This is a genomic window from Bradyrhizobium sp. USDA3010, assembly GCF_056429065.1.
The window spans coordinates 50792-70086 of the sequence record NZ_JBWJZD010000021.1 but is presented as its reverse complement, the minus strand read 5'-3'; the positions used below and the strand labels follow the sequence as shown (position 1 = coordinate 70086).

At 60.1% G+C, this 19295-nt stretch carries 9 protein-coding genes; 3 read left to right on the top strand and 6 right to left on the bottom strand.

The annotated features are described in order from the left end of the window. Positions 1–378 precede the first annotated feature (378 nt). Complete coding sequence (locus tag AC066Y_RS27405; protein ID WP_478276587.1) at positions 379–1602, bottom strand: heparin lyase I family protein; 1224 nt, start codon at positions 1600–1602, stop codon at positions 379–381. A gap of 2724 nt (positions 1603–4326) precedes the next feature. On the opposite strand from AC066Y_RS27405, the gene AC066Y_RS27400 reads away from it, so the two are divergent. Together AC066Y_RS27400 and AC066Y_RS27395 are read left to right on the top strand one after the other, a co-directional pair. Next, positions 4327–4764, top strand: coding sequence for a hypothetical protein (locus AC066Y_RS27400; protein ID WP_092125497.1), 438 nt, complete (start codon positions 4327–4329; stop codon positions 4762–4764). Between the two features lie 456 nt (positions 4765–5220). Then, positions 5221–6381 (top strand): GNAT family N-acetyltransferase, encoded by a 1161-nt coding sequence (locus AC066Y_RS27395; protein ID WP_478276586.1) that lies wholly within the window; start codon positions 5221–5223, stop codon positions 6379–6381. Positions 6382–6598: 217 nt separating this feature from the next. Here the strand turns inward: AC066Y_RS27395 and asnB (AC066Y_RS27390) are convergent, their stop codons facing one another. The 4 genes from asnB (AC066Y_RS27390) to AC066Y_RS27375 form a co-directional block, all read right to left on the bottom strand. Beyond that, positions 6599–8266 carry an asparagine synthase B gene (asnB, locus tag AC066Y_RS27390; protein WP_478276585.1) on the bottom strand — a complete coding sequence of 556 codons (1668 nt, stop codon included), beginning with the start codon at positions 8264–8266 and terminating at the stop codon, positions 6599–6601. Positions 8267–8812: 546 nt separating this feature from the next. Beyond that, on the bottom strand, positions 8813–10237 hold the full coding sequence (locus AC066Y_RS27385) for an HlyD family type I secretion periplasmic adaptor subunit (RefSeq protein ID WP_478276584.1): 1425 nt from the start codon (positions 10235–10237) through the stop codon (positions 8813–8815). Then, entirely contained in the window at positions 10224–12968 is a 2745-nt protein-coding gene (locus AC066Y_RS27380) for a type I secretion system permease/ATPase (protein WP_478276583.1), read from the bottom strand. The genes AC066Y_RS27385 and AC066Y_RS27380 overlap by 14 nt, the downstream gene beginning before the upstream one ends. Before the next feature lie 497 nt (positions 12969–13465). Further along, positions 13466–15238 carry a heparin lyase I family protein gene (locus AC066Y_RS27375; RefSeq protein ID WP_478276582.1) on the bottom strand — a complete coding sequence of 591 codons (1773 nt, stop codon included), beginning with the start codon at positions 15236–15238 and terminating at the stop codon, positions 13466–13468. Positions 15239–16093: 855 nt separating this feature from the next. Between AC066Y_RS27375 and asnB (AC066Y_RS27370) the strand changes: the two genes are divergently transcribed. Further along, positions 16094–18052, top strand: a complete 1959-nt coding sequence (gene asnB / locus AC066Y_RS27370) for an asparagine synthase (glutamine-hydrolyzing) (RefSeq protein WP_478276581.1) — start codon at positions 16094–16096, stop codon at positions 18050–18052. 87 nt (positions 18053–18139) lie between these two features. Here asnB (AC066Y_RS27370) and AC066Y_RS27365 read toward each other — a convergent pair whose 3' ends face one another. Continuing rightward, positions 18140–19291, bottom strand: a complete 1152-nt coding sequence (locus AC066Y_RS27365) for a glycosyltransferase (RefSeq protein WP_478276580.1) — start codon at positions 19289–19291, stop codon at positions 18140–18142. Positions 19292–19295: the final 4 nt, after the last annotated feature.

Sequence of the window (19295 nt, the reverse complement as noted above, 5' to 3'; positions counted from 1 at the left end):
CCTCACTTGCTGCGGGTCGCCGGCAAACGTTTTGCTTCAGTATCGCCTCAGGGCCTTGCTGTTTCGCCTCGCGAAAAACTGAAGAACGCTTCGGGGACCGCTCGTGCCGGCACGGCCACCCCACTCCCGAACATTCGAGCCCCTCGGGACGAGTGGATCGACGTCGAGAAGATCAACCACCAATGCTTCACCAGGACAAGGTAACACAGGCCGGACATCGGGCCGGCCTGTGGTATGCAAGAAAACACGGGCGGCTCGAATACCGCGAGAGCGGGTCTCACATGCGAACCCGTTGGACCAAGAACGGCCGATTTGCCTGAGGCGCCGCGCAGGAGAACCGGCCTCGCGCAGATAAACCCCGCGCGGACCGGCAGTCCTTTAGCTCTGAGGCTTGGTCAGGAACGAGTTCTGTGTCCAGGCAGGGCCACTCATCGCTACAGCGATCATGCCGCCATTGGCCCCACCCGAGCTACCCGCCAGATACTGGTTCAGCAGCGCATAACTGTTGCTTGCCTGAGACGCGGCGGCCGTGCCTTGATCTCCCCACCAACCGGTCGTCTGCGGCGCGGCGGTTGCCAGCGTACTGGTGTCAAAACCAAAACGCGTAAGATCCAGGCCTGCCAGGCTTGCAGTGGTTGGGGCGGCCGCTGGCGCCGACCAACCGGACGCCGACGTCGGCGCCATTCCCATGGCTCCCATGGCTCCCATGGCGCCTAGAGCGCTGGGGTCGGCCGCTGTAACGGCTCCCGCCGGGGCGGCTATCGCGGCCGCCGGCGAAGTGGTGTCCTGTGCTACAGCCGGCGCGACAATGGTGGTCGGGCTGGTGACCGTAGTTGGGGTCGTGGTCGGTGTGGTTGGCTGTGTCGGAGTTGACGGCGACGTGACGGTCGCCGACGACCCCGTCAACAGCGTCATGTTTCGGTAATCGACGGCAACGGTCTCGGGCGCCGTCGACCGATAGACTCCGTATTCCCAATTGGTGCCCTGCCCATAACCCAAGGGGCCGCTGTAGTTCACGACCTGTGTGCCGTTGATCGAGACCTTCAAATAGCCGCCACCGGTGTTCGAAACGTCGGCCTGTATTTGAATGTTGTTGTAGACGCCCGTCTGGATCGGATTGGGGTCGGTCCAGAGCGTGAGCATCTGCACGTTGCCGGCCCCGTTGCTCGGATCCTGGCCCGGCTGGACATATCTGGCGACGACCTGCAGATGATCGCCGACAAGCTGGATCGCAAACGGCGGCGAGGTGCCCACGCCGCTCGCGTTATCATCATTGTGCATCTGGCCGACGATGAACCAGCCATCTGCGGTATTCGCAAATGACCCATTTGGGCCATTTGCCTCCACCATGAACTGATAATTCAAGTTGAGCGGCGTGCCGCCGGGAATGTTGACCGCGGCTGAAACCTCGGAGCGGTCGACAGATGAGCTGTCGTACCAGGCATGATCACCCTGCTGGACCTGGAAGCGCAGAGTTTGCGAGTCAGGATTGGTCAGGCTGTAGCTCGTGCTCGCATCCTGCACTCCGTATACGTCGCCACCGATCGAAAACCTCGTCATCGGTGTGGACGAAAATGATGTGATTGTCCCGGTCGTATCCAATTCAGACCTCCGTGGGTCGCAGAGATTCTTCTCTTTTGACGTTTACAAGGGAATTCCACTGCCGCGCATCGCGAAGGCGCGCGACATACCACGTGCTCACAACACCTTGTGCCGCGAGCAGACTTCCGATGTATCGCGGTGACCGCCAACACATATCGTTGCAGTGGGATTGCCCCCCGACTGCTAGGCTTGATTGGTTAATTAGGGAGTGTGGCAAAAAAAATGAGCTAGCATGGCGACAATGAGAAGCGCGGCCCATGCCTGCCGTTAGGCTAAAATTCCGCGGATAATCGAGAGGTCCGAGCATTTGGCCGTGCCAGCGCCGAAGCAAGCTCAAGAGCGGGATCCACACACCGCCATGTCGCGGTGGTGTCCCCCTGCCGACGGTCGTACACCAGTAACGCGACTCATCGCAGCGTCGTCGCACTAGCCGGGGCCGAAAATCATATACAGCAGCATCGTGCCCACAACGGCTGTCCAGCCGATCGAAGCGGCAACGGCCCACACCTGTATCGGCATTGGACGGTCCTTTGCAATTCAATGAAGCAAAACGAAGAGGCCGCTGGCGCTGGACAGCGACCTCCTGGACCCGATCTCAAATGAACGTCTTGGAAATAAAATCGCCGCCGAAGGTCCGTCATTATTAGACGATGAATTGGCAACGACGTGAAGCCCAAACACGTCCGATACCCAGCGAAACTATTGAGACGTTGCGAGATCGACACACCATCCGTAACGAACTCCATCGCCCGGGTATCGCAATTCAAAGCAGGCGCGAGTGAGGCTTGATTCGGCATGAAAACGACAACTCCCGCGCCGGTATGACTCGCTGGGTCATGGAGCACGCTCTCAACCGCCAGATGCTGTATCAGAACAGAGACATTTCGCTGGCTTGAAAGGTCCGGAGACGGGTAGCGCTCGCCCCCCTTGGACCTTTCCGCAAAATCTGTGCTTTGCCAGGCAATTCGCAATTTATCCCATTTGGTGCCCTCTTGGCGCCGTCTTGGCGTCACAGAACAGCTTCCTCCAGGGGAGCTTTTACGCGCTGTTAAAGCTTGGAATCGTAAGTTCCGGGGTGGGGACCTTTCGAGGGAAAGCGCATGGGACAATTACGCCAACGCGTGGTTCAGAGGGACACTCTCGAGGCACGGCTCGCAGAGCGAGCTAGAGAGTTGCGGAACGAGGCCGCAGCCCTTGCCCCGTGTGCAGCCAAGGAAGCGCTGCTAAAGCTCGCCCGATACGCAGAGACAAGTGCACACTTGAGCGGCAGGCTGTGCTCGCCGGGACTAGTGCCCAATTGAATGACGGAAACCAATCCTAGGACTGCAGGGTAAGGCCGCCTAAATTGGCGGCCTTCTTCTTTTGGTTCCGCCCGGTACTCCGAGGCTTCATAACCTACGTTGGTCGCGCCTACTTCAGCCTCTGGCTTGGCATGACTGCTTTTGCTGAGACGAGCGGCGCTGTCAGCTCTCGGCAAATTGCCCAGGATATCTGAAGTCGTGGTTGGCTCGCTTCATTCAGTAACGAACACGACGCCAACCCATGCACCTCGTCGCCAAACGACGTTGCACGAGTATGTCTTGCTAGGTGGAACGATCAGCGTGAAGTGGTCGGGAAGAGGTGCTGGCGGATCATCCGCCTTCAGCGCCGCGCCATTCTCCGTGATGTCACCAACGATACAGCACAGCGCCAAGTCACCAAACCTGATCAAGGCATTATCCAGCGATGGATTACGCACAGACTTTCGCCTGTCGGGAAAAGCAATCATTTCCGAGCCCATCAATAACCAATGCAAATTTGAACGATGCTGCGGGAGAAAGATTGCGCTTCTACTAACGATCGAGGCGCCACGACCAATTCGAAGCCGGCGACGCAGCTTTGCGCTGTGGGCCAATTGGAGCCGCAGCCGGCCAGCCCCCGCCCGTGCTCTCTCTTTCTGCAGATGCCGCCTCTTGCCGGCGATGGAGAGAATTCGACGCCCATAGCGTGCACATGCCGCGATGGGCGGGCTACCAGCCGCTGCTCCGCCGAAAAGAAACAGCCCCGATCTGGGCGATAGACCGGGGCCGTTACCGGGGCGCAAGGCTTAGGGCCTGAACTCACCCCGTCGGAGTTACACGGGGTATTGTTGTTCCAATGATGGTGCGCCAATGGCCTAATCCGCTCCTGCGAGTGACCTTACTTGGACAGCACCGACCGGGGCGCTGTCCGTATTTTCAGCCGTCGTGCTGGAGTAGTTGAAAGCTGGATTTGCGCGGGAATGTAAGGTCGCCTCACTTGGCGGCCTCTTCATTATCGCGGCCAGACGTCCGTGGCGCGGGGAGCCCTGGCTCAGTGGGAGCTGGGGCTATGGGACTTCGGAGGTTGTAGCGGTCAACCTCGACCCCTGACTTTACGTCTCTCCCTTGAATTTCGTCACCAGGATTTCGCAATTTTGCAGCGCGCTAATACCTTTGCCCCAAGAGGCGGCGTGCTGTTGAACCTCTTAGTTAGGACTAGTTCAGAATGGCAATTTGCCGCAGGCATGTGCCGATTTACCGTGTCCTCAGTCGTGCGGATTGGCGGACACCCACACCCCGGCCAAACTTATCGTGCGATAAGGGATCGCCGCTCCAGCCTAGGGAGCGACGGTCCCGCCCAATTGCGGAGCGATCAGCTCACTCGAAAACAGGTTGAATCCGGAATAGCAACGCTCACTATCGCGAAAGCAAAATGAGGCCCGCGTTGACCAATCGAGACGGCACGCTTGACCGACAAACCATCACGGGTTTTCGCGGGATTGAGACTTCCGATGACGGGCTGGCATTCAGAGTCGATGTCGACGCCGATCATGGCTCGGCAATTTGGACGATTCCCTACAAGCACGCGATCTGGTTGGCCCAGGCGATACTAGAGGTCTCGCCCGTCGCAGTCGGCAGGCAAACTGCTGGCGGCTCTGTGGAAGGAACCAATCTCGTCGGCGAGCGTCTCAACGTAGAGAGAGTTCGCGTGCTTGTGAAGGTCCGCTCCGATCATGCTGCGATCTCCGCTCAGGGCGCCTGGTCATCCGACAAAACACCGGGCACCACAATTCTGATGGTCGACAAGTCGATCGCCGCAGATTTGGTCGAGCAACTCGGAGCGTTCCTGGCATCGGTCCAGGCTCTATCCCGACCATCGTAGTCGTTCCATCTCACAATCGCGGAAATAGCGCGATCGAAGCGCGATAGCTGCCAGAGCGTATCGCGCCGGCCGCGCCGCCGCTGGCAGCACCTAACGGGCCGACATGGCAGGTCACGGTGAGAGGGCACAGTCAAAGCCGTCAGACGTCCGGCCGGAGCCGCCGGCGCCAGCCGAAAGCTGGCCGGTCACAGCTTCCCTCGGCACAGTCGCGCCGAAGGCACAAGTCGCAGGAGTGGGTAACCAGAAAGGGTCCGCACATAGGTCGAATTCCAGATATAGTACCGTCATCCGCCCGGCCGAGGCGACGGTCAGAGCCGCCCAATGGCGTGGCCGCCAGAAGGATTCGTGTGTGAGCAGGCCCGCCCGATCATGGGATTATGCGCGATCATTGCAGCAGGATCCTTGTTCTCGCATCAAGGCGCGCTTGCGGTCCACTGGCCTTGAACAAGAATGAGCATGCCTGATGCCGTCACCGATGTCAGCCTGGAGGCTCTGGAGAGCATTGCCTGGCTTGAAACCGCGTGGAAGGAGCTCGAAGCTCGGGCCACTCACTCGTTCTTCTTGTCCTGGCTCTGGATCGGCACTTGGCTACGGCATATTCCGGATGGCACGCAACCGCACGTCCTCGTAGCTCGGTCGTCAGGCAAGATCGTCGGGTTGGCGATCATCTGCCGGCGGAGAGCCTGGAGACTTGGGCCGCATGCGCGGGCACGTTGGCTGCTCAATGAATCCGGAGATACCCGTTTCGACCGGTTGTTCATCGAGTGCAATAGTATTCTTGCAGAACAACCGGCCACCATCATTCCAGCAGGTCTCGAGGCTTTGACGTCCCGCTTGCGCCGCGCGGATCAGCTGGTGCTCTCCGGAATTGATGCGGACCTCGAGTTGGCCGCTCGCCGCGCTGCGGGCAAGGCTGGGCTCGTTAGCGAGGTGAAGCAGGCTGATACGGCCTTATGGGTTGATTTCGCCAAGGCTCGCCAGCAAAAGAAGGATTACCGCGCCACGCTGGGCCGCAGTACGCGCCAGGCCGTGAGCCGTGCCATGAGGTTGTATGCCGAACGAGGTCCCCTTGAATTCCGGATCATGGAAACGACGACGGAGGCCCTGGCTGCCTTCAATTTGCTGAGCGACTTTCATCGGTCGCGATGGGGGCGCAAAGGGGCATTCGCCAATCCGGGCTTCCGTCCGTTCCACGAGGAGTTGATCGCGCGCGGAGTTCCCACAGGAGCGGTCCGCATCTCACGGACGCTGGTTGGCGATCAGACGGTCGGGGTCGTGTACAATTTCGTGCATGACGGCCGCGTCCTGAACTACCAAAGCGGCTTTCTTTACGAGAGCGATGGCCGCATTAAGCCCGGGCTCGTGAGCCACGTGCTGGCCATTGAGGATAGCATCTCACGCGGGGAAAGCGGCTACGACTTCCTGGCTGGTGGCGCTGGGCACAAGGCCCATCTCGCAAACAGCGAGTATGCCATGAAGTGGATCGCAATTGGCAGAGACGGTCCAGAACGCCACATCGAGGCGAAGCTCCGCGATGCCAAACGAACGCTGCGAACGATCGCTATGAACCTTCCAAAAAAGAAGCTGCGGCTCTTCGGGGCAGCAAACGCAAATTGAGATATTGGCCGCGGCCGCCTTCCGAACTGCCAGGCACATGGGAAGATCGCAGTCTGCTCCCGGTTCAGGCGTCCAGATCCAGCCATAGAGGCTCGTGCAGGCGCACTGGCCGCCGAGTTCGGACCGACGCTGTCGTGGAGGCCCGCGATCCCCTCAACCTGGTCCGCAGCAGCCTGAAGGTCCGGGCGGCGTCTTCGCGGCCGGAGCTGCCGACTGCTCACCTGTTATCAATGGCCTCGATGTGGACGCCTTTCACTGCCCTTCCGGATGGATCATCCATGCCCGCAAATTGCTGGGACCAGAGAAACGCGGTCGGCGTCGAACACGCGATCGAGGGACCGACGGGGACAGTTAGGCAGGCCGTCGGATTCTTGAAGATGCTGTCAAAGATGGTTCTATAGAAGTAGCCTTCTTTCGAAGTCGGCGTTTGCTTCGGAAAGCGCTTACCCGCCTCTGCGAACATCTGATCCGAGACTTTACCCTCGGCATGATTCCTCAAGCACTCGATCCAGCTGTACCCCACTCCGTCCGAAAACTGTTCCTTCTGACGCCACAAGATCTCCTGCGGCAACAGGTCGGTAAAAGCTTCCCGCAATATGCCCTTTTCGATCTTCGCACCGGGGCACATTTTTTCGGCAGGGTTTATCGACATCGCGTAATCCAGGAACTCCTTGTCCAGGAAGGGCACACGGGCTTCCACCCCCCAGGCAGCGGTTGCCTTGTTCGCGCGACAGCAGTCGTACCTGCTCAGTGCAAAGAGCTTTCGAACAGTCTCCTCGTGGAATTCTTCTGCCGATGGGGCCATGTGGAAGTAGAGATAGCCGCCAAATACCTCGTCGGCGCCTTCTCCAGACAGCACCATCTTGATGCCCATTGCCTTGATCTTGCGCGCCATAAGATACATCGGCGTGCCGGCACGAATGGTGGTGACATCGAAGGTTTCCAGATGCCGGATTACATCGGGCAACGCGTCCAATCCGTCCTGCACCGTGAAAACAACTTCATGATGGACCGTGCCGATGTGAGCCGCCACCTTTCGCGCATACTTCATGTCGGGTGAATTTTCCAAACCCACCGAGAACGAGTGTAGTCTTGGCCACCAGGCCTCCTCGGTCTCTCCAGACTCGATCCGCTTGAAGCGGTGTCGTGCTGCGAGCGCTGCGATGAGCGAGGAATCGAGCCCACCGGAAATAAGTACCCCGTAAGGCACATCGCACATCATTTGCTGTTTGACTGCGGTCTCGAGTGAAGTCCGGAGCTCGTGCAGCGACACCTTCTTGGTTGGAAATGCATGCGCCCAGTCTGGATCATACCACCTGACGAATTCGCGGGCCTTGCCGTTATAGTAATGTCCCGCCGGAAACTCCTGGATCGTCTCGCACACCGGATCAAGAGCTTTCATTTCGCTGGCGACATAAGTTACGCCGTCGCCGCTCCATCCAATATAAAGCGGCACTATGCCGATGTGGTCCCGGGCGACGAAGAAATCTCCGGTACGTTCGTCGAAGAGGGCAAACGCAAAGATGCCACTCAGCATCTTGCACAGCGCTGGTCCGTACTCGTCGTAGAGATACAGGATAATCTCGCAGTCTGATTTCGTTTTCCACGCGTGCGGCCGCTTCAGTGCATCGCGCAGAGCGACATGATTGTAGATCTCTCCGTTCACAGCCAGCGCCCGCCCCGCGGCGAGGTCGAGAAGCGGCTGGGCGCCGTGCTCTACGTCGACAATGGAAAGCCGCTCGTGCGCGAGCATTGCGCGTTCGCTGGAATAAATGCCACTCCAGTCCGGGCCACGGTGCCTAACCGTCTTTGCCATCTCCAGCGCCCGGCTGCGTGCCGATTCAAACGACTCTGTAAATTCGAATATGCCAACGAAGCCGCACAAGGTGATTAACCCTTCCGCATGCTGGCCGATCTATCCCACCACGATCAGCGCCTGCATTGAACTGAAATGCCCGACAGTGGCATTGAATTCGCTAGCTGAACAGCGCACCATCCGAAGTAACCAAAATGCGTTGAGAGGCTGCCTGGAGGTAAGCGCCGTGTTGCGCCCTCAAGCGGCAGCCAGATCGGTATACGGCGGACGATGCCGACGGACGTCCCGGTGGAGCGCGGTGGCCCCGGCCGTAGAGACTGTTGGCGGCGGATACCGCACGCCGTGTCCGCGTGTCAGGGGTGTCCGAACAGATCCAGTGATCTACGGGATGGTGGATGAGGCCCCGCCTCGATTGCCGCAGCCGAGAATGCCTGGTCGCTGGGCCGTTCAACGACGACCGCAAAGCTGTTGCCTTACGGCCTTCACGTCTGGGCGGCGATGCGCCGACCCGGATCGCGTCACCCGCGATCCGGACCTTTCCAACATCCGCATTGGGCCTGCGTGGCGCCCGGCTTAGTCCGGCGGCACAAGGCCTCGCCTAAGCAAGACGGCTTCTTACCGTTCCCGCAGCGCTTCCTGCTTGTATCTCGCCAGCGGCGAGAGCAGGTAGCTGATGATCCTGCGCGTACCGGTCTTGATCTCGACCGTCACCGCCATGCCCGGGCCGAGCTTGACCAGCTTGTCCTCCACTTGCATGTGTGTCCGGTCGAGCGAAACGCGCGCGGCATACTCCAGCTCCTGACCCTTCGGCTCGCTGCTGCTCGACGTGGCGCCCGACGGGTGGTCATTCGACCCCTGCGTCCGGTCGCGCGTAATGGCATCCGTCGATACGCTGAGCACGTCGCCATGAAGCAATCCGTAGCGCGTGAAGTTGAAGGTATCGATCTTGATCTCCGCCGCCTGCCCCGGATGGACGAATCCGATATCGCGGTTGGAGAGCATCGCCTCGATCTCGAGTTGGCTCTCGCTCGGAACCACCACTGCGAGCGCCTGAGCCGGGGTCACCACGCCGCCCACCGTATGAACGGCAAGCTGCTGCACGACGCCATCGACTGGCGCGGTCAGACGCTGGAGCTTCGTGCGCCGATCCGCCTTGATCACCTCCTGCGCCGCGCTCGCAGCCTTCTGCTCGGCCTTCGCAAGTGCGTCATAGGTCGCGCGGCGATACTCTGCGGCTGCCTTCTCCTTTGTTTCCTTCAGCAGCGCGATCGCCGCATCGGCTTCGCGCAGCCGGCTCTTCTGCAGCACAAGATCCTGCTGCATGGCGACCAGCTCCTGATACTCGGTTAGGTAGACGACCTTGGAAGCCAGTGCCTTTTCGACGAGGCCCTTGCGGATATCGACCCTCTCCTGCAGCACAGGAATGGTTGCTTCCAGCTTGGCAACACTCGCCGATGTCGTCTCCCGCTCCGCCTCCTTCTGCCCCTGCTGCCGCTCGATTTCGGAAAGCTTGGCATTTTGCTCGGCGCGCTCGCTGATCAGGAACTGGCGATGCATCTCGATCTCTGCGGCGCTTGCGTTCTGCGGAGCACGGAAGGCAGCGAGCGGATCGGCTGTAAGTGCCGCCCGCAATCGCGCTGCGTCGAGTTCTGCCGCTAGCAGATCGCTCTTCTGACGCTCCTGGTCGGCCTCTGTCATCGTCGGGTCGAGCTCGATCAGAACGTCGCCGGCCTTCACGCTCTGGCCGTCGCGGACCTTGATGGCGCGGACCACACCCGTCTCGAACGGCTGGATCAGCTTGGTGCGGCCGCCGGGCACGATCTTGCCGGTCGCCGTGGCGACGATATCAACACTGCCGAGCGTCGCCCACAACAGTGCGATGCAGAACATTGCGATGATGCTCGCTCCGATCGCGCGCCCGATCGGTGACGGCGGCGACTCGGCGATTTCGAGCGCCGCCGGCAGAAATGCGAGCTCGTACTCCCGGCGCCGAAGTTCGCGTCTCGGAAACGGGACGATGTTGCGACTAGCGGATGTCATGGATACCGGCCTGCAGGTAATGAAGATTGGCGTAACGGCCGTTGGTCTGGATCAGCTCATCATGGCTGCCGTCCTCGACGATGCGGCCATGCTCGAGCGTGATGATCCGGTCGGCATTACGTACAGTCGATAACCGGTGAGCGATAACGATCACGGTCCGGCCGGCGGAAATCCGCCTCATGTTCTGCTGGATCGCGCGCTCACTTTCGTAGTCCAGCGCGCTGGTCGCCTCGTCGAAAATCAGGATGCGCGGGTCGGTGATCAGCGCGCGCGCGATTGCGATACGCTGGCGTTGTCCGCCAGACAGGCTGCTGCCGCGCTCGCCCACGATGGTGTCGTAACCCTCGGGCAGTTCCAGGATGAAGTCGTGCGCGCCGGCCAGCATTGCCGCTTCGATGACGCGTTCCATCGACATGGTCGGGTCGGTCAGTGCGATGTTGTCCCGGATCGTGCAGTTGAACAGCACGTTTTCCTGCAACACGACGCCGATCTGGCGCCGTAGCCAGCTCAGGTCGACCATTGCGAGGTCGACGCCATCGACCAGCACGCGTCCGCTCTCCGGAACATAGAGACGCTGGATCAGCTTGGTGACAGTGCTCTTGCCCGACCCCGACGAGCCGACGATGCCGATGACCTGGCCCGGCTCGATGCTGAACGACACGTTGTGCAGCACCTCAGGGCCGTCGATGCGATAGCGGAAAGTCGCGTGCTCGAACCTCACCTGGCCGCGGATCGGCGGCAAAGCCGCGCGGGACGGAGTGAAGCTCGGCTCCGGAATGGTGTTGAGGATGTCGCCAAGACGGTCGATCGACAGACGGGCCTGGTGGAAGTCCTGCCAGACCTGTGCAAGCCGCAGCACCGGCGTGCTGACGCGCGCGGCCAGCATGTTGAACGCGACGAGTTCGCCGACGGTCAGCTCTCCGCCGATGACCAGCCGCGCGCCGAAGTAAAGGGTCGCGGCGATGACCAGCTTGTTGATCATCTGCACTGCCTGGCTCGCCGTGTTGTTCAGGCTGAGGACGCGGAAGCTGGCGGCGACATAGCCGGCGAGCTGCTCCTCCCAGCGGCGTTGCATCTGCGGCTCGACCGCCATGGCCTTCAAGGTCTCGACGCCGGTGACGCTCTCGACCAAGAAGGCTTGGTTCTCTGAGCCGCGATTGAACTTCTCATCGAGGCGCGCGCGAAACAGCGGCGCGGCTCCCGCCGAGATGCCGATGTAGAATGGGAAGGACGCGAGCACGATCCAGGTCAACGTCGTCGAGTAGTAGAACATCACCACCAGGAAGACGACCGTGAAAAGAAGGTCGATGACCAGCGTGAGCGCCGAACTCGTCAGGAACTGGCGGATATTCTCCAGCTCCCGGACGCGTGCCACCGAATCCCCGACGCGGCGCGTCTGGAAATAGGCGATCGGCAGCGCCATGAGGTGGCGGAACAGCCTGGCGCCGAGCTCGACATCGATACGGTTTGTCGTATGCGCGAACAGATAGACGCGCAGCGTCTCGAGAATGGCTTCGAACACAGTCAGCACGACAAGGCCGATGACCAGAACGTCGAGCGTGCTCATGCTTCGATGCACGAGCACCTTGTCGATCACAACCTGGAAGAACAACGGTGAGACGACGGCGAAGATCTGGAGGAAGAACGACGCCGCGAGCACCTCGGTGAGCAGGCGGCGATACTTTTGCATGGCGCCGACGAACCAGGCGATATCGAAGCGTCGCGCGAGATCGGTCAGGCTGGCGCGCCGGGCCATTAGAATGAGGCCACCATCCCAGATGGCCTCGAGCTGGGCCTGGGTAAGTGTTTCGGGGCGCGGAGACAGCGGGCGCTGAACGAGAAGCTTGCCGTCGATGAGCTTGCCGAGAATCAGGAAGCTGCCGTCGCGCAGCAGTGCAATTCCCGGCAGCGGCGTGACTGCAAGCCTGTCCCAGCTGGTCCTCTGCACCCTTGCCTTGAGCCCGAATTCCTTTGCACAGCGCAGGATTTCAGTAACGCCGAGGCGCGCCGCGCCCACCCGGTGGTGGATTTGGGCGGGGTCGGCAGCAATTCCATGGCAACGCAGCAAGATCGCAAGCGCAATGAGCCCGGATTCGTCGACGTCGTCGGGAGCGGCGCTCGCAGCCGGGGACCCGATATCCGCGGCCTCGTTCGCAACATCGCCGGAAGCGTTAAAGCGCGCCCGCAGGCCGGACGTCTTCGTCAACAAGGTATCGCGCGCCTTGGTCAAGCCGTCGCGGACAAGCATCAGCAGGCCACCGGCGTGGCGCATCAGGCCGGCGCCCAGGCCGACTGCCCGGGCGCGGATGTCGGCAATCGCATGACGTGCGCCGTGTGTGAGGCTCTGTGAGCCGGGCGAGATCAAGCCGCCATCCCAGATCGCCTCAAATTCCGCACGCGTCATCCGCCGCGGATGCGACGAGGTCGGGTGCAGCACAAGCGCTACCTGGTCCTCGATTTTTCCCAGAAGCAAGAATCCGCCGTCATGCAGCGAAGCGATTCCAGGCAGCTGGATGCCCGCCAGCCGCGGCCAATCCATTGTCGTCGCACGGACTTTGACCCCGAATTCGCGCGCGCAACGAAGCATTCCGCGGATGCCTATCCCATTGTCTCCGCAACGATCGCGGAGCTGATCGGGTTCGGTGTTCACGCCATGAAGGCGCAGGAACAGAGCCAGCGCTCGAAACCCTAGATCTGGAGTTGCGTGGGCATTTCCGTTCTGGATCGCCATTTCGTTACTCTACCCTTCGCGGCTACCGCCTGCGTTTGTGTCCTTTGCATGCACATGGAATTCCAATGACGCCTATCCGAGGATACGCGACATACGCGTGCTTGCAGCCAAAACGGCGCAAGCAGTCATCAGAGCGTTAGGGCCTCGAACCGCGAGGAGATTTCAGCGCGACGGGATATTTGAAATTGCCCCCCCGACTGGCTGAGCAGGCTGGTTAACGAGCAAAAATGGCGAAAAAACTTTCGAATTGTGATTTATGCACACGCAAGTTGTGCCCGGAAACTGACCTAAACTCAGGCGTTTTACGCTCACAACGAAGTATCGAATCGGAATTCTTACGGCGATTGTCCGTCAAACGGCGGCAGCCGGCAACCCTCCGTTGTGGATTGGTTTTTCAACCTCCCCTTCGCGGCTGCCGTCCGACCACTTTGCCGCGTGACGTCCCAAAAATTGACGGTGCCGCACCCGGGCGCAAGGTGCCCGGGTGCGGCAGAGCGTTAGTGGTGCGGCTTCGTCAGGAACGAGTTCTGCATCCAGGCGGCGCCATTCGAGATGGCTGCCGCGATCTGGCCCCCGTCGACCCGACCAGAGCCACCCGCCAGATACTGGTTCAGCAGCGCGAAGCTATGGCTCGCATGGGACCCTTTGGCCGTATCGTAATTCGCCAAAGACGTGGTCTGCGGCGCGGTAGCTGCCAGCGTGCTGCTGCCCGAGCCAAGGTGATGGTGCAGCCCATGGTCCTGGTTTGTCGTGCTCCCTGAGGTTGCGGAGGGCCGAGGATCCGTGACGGTGATGGTCTGTGGCGTCGCCGACGTCACAGCGCCCGTCACCGGGTCGGTCGCGCTCGCGGTCAGGGTGAGAGTCGCGACTGGATGAGCATTGCCCTTGTAGTACGATGTCAGGGTCAATCCGCTCGCGACCTGCGCGGAGCTCAGAGTGATGTCGCTGCCCCTGAACGTCGTGCCATCGCCGGTCGTGATCGTCTCATATTTCGGCAGGCCTTTGATGTTCAGGCTGACTTGATCGTTGGGATCGGTCGTGGACAGCGTTGTCCCCAGGTCGACATGACCGCCTCTGCCGGCGACCCATAGCGAGTTGTCCGCGACGGAGAGCACCGGCGTAGTCACCGTCGGCGTCGTCGGTGTGGTTGGCTGCGTCGGCATGATGGGCGTGTTCGAGATCTGAAGACCGGAGAATGTCTTCACCGCGCCCGAGAGATTGGCGGCAAGCCCCCCGGAATCGGTGATGCTCACGCCGCTCGCGAGATTGACCCCGGTGATGGCGAGCGCCGAGGTGTTCGTATCAGTCGACGCGACCGTCGTCTGGAAGGTGAGGGTATTTGTCCCGGAGCCACCAACATAGGTGGCGCTGGCACCATCATTGAGCGACAGCGTCGGCTTACCTGTGACGGTCACGGCCTCGCTCAAGGTGAGGGTCAACGTGACGACATCGCCGACATGCTCGGTTCCGGTCCCCGGCGAAGCGGCGACCTGTGTGACCGTCGGCGCGACATTCGGGGTGGTCGGCTGCGTCGGTGTGGTCGGCTGAGTCGACGTCGCCGCCGTCCCGGTCAACAACGTCATGTTTCGGTAATCGACGGCGACGGTCTCGGGCGCCGTCGACCGGTAGATCCCGTATTCCCAGTTGGTCGCCTGCCCATAACCCAAGGGGCCGCTGTAGTTCACGACCTGTGTCCCGTTGATCGAGACCTTCAAATAGCCGCCACCGGTGTTCGAAACGTCGGCCTGTATTTGAATGTTGTTGTAGACGCCCGTCTGGATTGGATTGGGGTCGGTCCAGAGCGTGAGCATCTGCACGTTACCGGCCCCGTTGCTCGGATCCTGACCCGGCTGGACATATCTGGCGACAACCTGCAGGTGATCGCCAACAAGCTGGATCGCGAACGGCGGTGAGGTGCCCACTCCGCTCGACCAGTCATCATTGTGCATCTGTCCGACGATGAACCAGCCATCTGCCGTATTCACAAATGACCCGTTTGGGCCATTCGGCTCCACCATGAACTGATAGTTCAGGGCGATGGGAGTGCCGCCGGGAATGTTGTTAACGCCTGAAACCTCCGAGCGATCGACAGATGAGCTATCGTACCAGGCATAATCACCCTGCTTGACTTCGAAGCGCAGAGTTTGTGGGTCCGGATTGGTCAGGCTGTAGCTTGTGCTCGCATCCTGCACTCCGTAGACGTCGCCACCGATCGAAAACCTCGTCATCGGTGTGGACGAAAATGATGTGATTGTCCCGGTCGTATCCAATTCAGGCCTCCATGGGTCAAGAGATGCTTCTCTTTGACGCTTACAAGGGAATTTACGGCCGCAGCGCGAAGGCGCGCGACATACCACGCACTCGCAACGCCTACGCCACGAGCGGATTTCCGATGCATCACAGGATCAACTGCGTGCACATTCCAATGCAGTGCGAATCGCCCATCCCCAACTGCTGAGTCGGTGGTTAATTAGGGAGTATGGCAAAAAAAGTTATTTAGCATGGCGATAGTTTGAAGCGGCCAACTCGCCGTCGCCTGCGATATGTGCTTGCCGTTGCAGCTAAATTCAGCGTGATCGTCACAGCAGGAGCAAAAAAGTTCTCCACTGATATTGCCAATGAGGCGCTCGCCATCGTGAGCGATCCCAGATTCGGCTGAATGCAGCCCTTCTTGCACATAGCCGCAGGTGACCAAGCTTGCCGATCCAAAGTGTCAGCGTCCTGCGCAGCTTTGGATTCTCTTCGGATGAGTAAGCCGTCAATTCCGAAGCTGGTGAAGGCCGAGACACGGGTCGCTCACATCAAGCAATTGACGATTGGTGACCAGATCCGAATGGTCGGGCGCTCGAGCAGCCCGCCGCAGTCAACCGCCTCTCGCACGGCAATGCTCCGCATCGTCACAGGAAAGACAGCCATGAAGGCAACGGCCAAGTAGTCCGGGCACGCATGCCGCCGGGGCCGCTTACCGGCCCGAGTGCTGAACTTCAGCAGCTCGACTCCCCCTGCTGGTTGAACGCCGCAGTTGCGACGGCGCGTGATGCGCGCGCCGTGCTCGCGAGCAAGTCGAGAGGACATGATGACGCAATCTCCAAGGATTAACCCGCTTGCCCCATTGAGGGACATCCGTGGCCACAGCATTGTTCGGAAACAAGAAGAAGCTGGCAGGGGCCATGTGCGGGATTTTGGGCTGGGCACTTCGGGGAAAGCACCGGCAAGATTACGAGACCCTTGTCCGCCTCACCAACCTCATGAAGCACAGGGGCCCCGACGGCGCAGGCTACTGGCAAGGCGACACTGCCGGCGGGCACCATCAGGTCAGCTTGGGGCATAGGCGTCTCTCGATCATCGATCTCGAGGGCGGAGCCCAGCCGATGTGGAGCGCTGATGGCTCGATCGGGCTCGTTTTCAACGGAGAGATCTATAACTACGTTGAGTTGCGCGAGGAACTCGTCTCTCTGGGACATGCTTTTCGCACGTCCTCCGATACGGAAGTGCTGATCGAAGCCTATCGGGCTTGGGGACTGGACTCGATCAGGCGGTTCCGTGGCATGTTCGCGTTCGGGCTATGGGATGCGAGGACCCAACAGCTTGTTCTCGCGCGCGACCCGTTCGGCAAGAAGCCGCTCTTCATCGCCGAGAACTCAGGCCTTTTGTTCGCGTCGGAAATCGAGCCCCTGCTCAAGTTCCCGGGCATGGATACCCGGATCGACCCGCACGCCATCGAGCATTATCTGCTCAATCGGTATGTCCCCGGCCCCAAGACGTTCTTTCAAGCCGTGCGCAAGCTTCCCCCGGGCTGCCACCTGGTGTGGCGCGAAGGACGCACAAACATCACCCGGTATTTCGTACCACCGTTGGCATCGGCAGAGCCTGACATTACGGACTTTGGCGAAGCAGTTCGGATGTTCAAGGCGACATTCGATGATGCCGTACGGATTCGCATGCGGAGTGACGTTGCGTTTGGAGCCTACTTGTCTGGCGGCATCGATTCGTCCGCGGTTGTGGCCGCCATGGTCCGCCATAGCTCTGAGCGCGTGCGCACGTTCTCGGTTGGCTTTCGTGAAGCCGGCTACTCCGAGCTCGATCACGCCCGCGCCATAGCTCGCCAATTCGACACCAATCACGAGGAGATCGTGCTGGAGCCGCACGACTTCTTGAAAAGCTGGCCGACCGCTGTGCTGCGTCGCGGCGCCCCAGCGGCCGAACCGGCCGATATTCCGGTTATGATGCTGTCGCATATGGCGGCGAGCAAGGTGAAAATGGTCCTTACTGGAGAAGGAGCAGACGAACTTCTGGGCGGCTATCCCAAGCATCGAGCCGAGTTGTGGATCGAGCTCTACCAACGACTGGTTCCGCAGACCATTCATGATCGCATCATATCACCCGCAATGCGTGCACTCCCCTACGATATGCGTCGCGCCAAGATCGTGACCACTGCAGCGGGCGAGCGGGATTGGCCGAGCCGGATGCAACTCTGGTTTGGCGGAGTTTCCCTTAACGAACGGGATCGCATTATCGGACGCCCCCTGCCCGTAACGCCGCCGGATTCCCATCCATTCTCGATGGCCGTCGGGTCGAATGTCCGGCGCACGCTGTTCTTCGATCAGACGTCGTGGCTACCCGACAACCTCCTTGAACGCGCCGACCGAATGATGATGGCGGGTTCAATTGAGGGCAGGATGCCATTCATGGACACCAGTCTCGCCAAGCTTGTGGCGCGGTTTCCGGACAATTTCCTGGTCGGTCGGAGCGGCGGCAAGTCGGTATTGCGAGCAGCGATGCAGCACACTCTTCCACCGGGGACTCTGACGCGCAAGAAAATCGGATTTCGCGTGCCAATCGAGGAGTGGTTTCGCGGTCCCCATCGCGAATTTATCTCCGATTTGTTGGTTTGCGACGGTGCACGTGTGGCATCCTTCTGCGACAGGGACGTCTTGAGGCAATTGGTCAACGAGCATCTCGCCCGCCGTCAAAACCACGAAAAGGTGCTTTGGTCGCTGGCCAACCTGGAGCTGTTCCTGCGAGCCTTCAAGCCGTCAAGTCTGGAAACTCCAGCGAGGCATTCCGTTCCGGAACCGATTTGAACGCCCTGCCGCAACCAATCCCCTTCCCTTTCAGCAAACTCCAATCGCACGTCATGTTGCCAGGAACGAGATCGAACGACCAAACGATCAATCGACCATATCGCTCGTGGTCGCGCCTTGCCATGTCGCGCGCGACCCCTTGCGCGCCACTTTCCGATAAAGGCGAAGATATGCATCGCACATCGCATCCAGTGAGAATGCCGTTTCAACGCGCCGACGTCCTGCGGCACCAAAACGATCGGCGAGCTCAGCATTGTCGAGCAGCTTGAGCACGCGATCGGTCAAGGCGCCGGCGTCATGGCTCGGCACAAGAAATCCGGTCTGGCCCTCGAGAACCAATTCGGAAGTGCCACCATCGTCTGTTGCCACAACCGGCTTACCCAATGCCATGCACTCGGTTATTGCGTTGGAAATCCCCTCCCCGTGCAATTGGCTATTGGTGGTGAGAACGCCGACGGTGAAGAGATTGGCAATGCTCTCTATGTCGTTCCGTCGCCCCAAAAGCTTCATGCGATGCGAATGTTCAGTCGGGATGCTGTCGCGCACCTGCTCCAGCGTTCCACCGCTACCGATAGCCAAAAAAGTGACGTCGTCCCTTAGACGGCAGATGCGGCATGCCATCTCGACGAAGGTTTCATAGTCCTTTCTCGGCGTAAAGTTAGCGATCATCCCGACAATGTGGGGCGTCACAATCCCCAGATTGCTGCGAAGCTCGGTCTTATCCTTCAGGTTGGAGACCCTTTCAGGACTGAACCCGTTGTAGATGCAGAGACCTTTGCGCTCGGGAATACCGTAGGCAGCCAGGCCCGCATGCGAGTTGGCAACGACAACGTCCGAAAACGGGATCGTCAGCTTGCCTCTCACGTACCCCTCAGTCCACAGCGTCATATGCGCGGGCGCATCCCGCACGAACCCATTTACGAAAGCCGTACCGCACACTTTCGCAACCGGCGCTGCATAGATGGAGCACATCGAGCCCCACGAGTGGATGATGTCTATCTTCAGGTCGGTGACCAGTTCGTACAGGCTCTTGAAAAGGCGCAAATCCTTTCTGCCTTTGCGATTGAGCTGAATGACTTGCGCGTGTTCGCGGTCAATCTCGAGGCGAACCTCGTCCTTGTCCATAACAGCGACGAATGACCTTATGTCACTGTAAACGGCAAGCCCTTTCAGCAATTCGACGATTTGTCGTTCCTTTCCTCCCGGGCCAAGACGTTCGATAACGTGCAATATGCGCATCTCA

What these genes read in the sequence shown, in the direction of transcription:
- AC066Y_RS27395 (WP_478276586.1), top strand. Translation starts at nt 5,221, where the DNA reads ATGCCTGATGCCGTCACCGATGTCAGCCTGGAGGCTCTGGAGAGCATT.
- AC066Y_RS27385 (WP_478276584.1), bottom strand. Translation starts at nt 10,237, where the DNA reads ATGACATCCGCTAGTCGCAACATCGTCCCGTTTCCGAGACGCGAACTT.
- AC066Y_RS27380 (WP_478276583.1), bottom strand. Translation starts at nt 12,968, where the DNA reads ATGGCGATCCAGAACGGAAATGCCCACGCAACTCCAGATCTAGGGTTT.
- AC066Y_RS27365 (WP_478276580.1), bottom strand. Translation starts at nt 19,291, where the DNA reads ATGCGCATATTGCACGTTATCGAACGTCTTGGCCCGGGAGGAAAGGAA.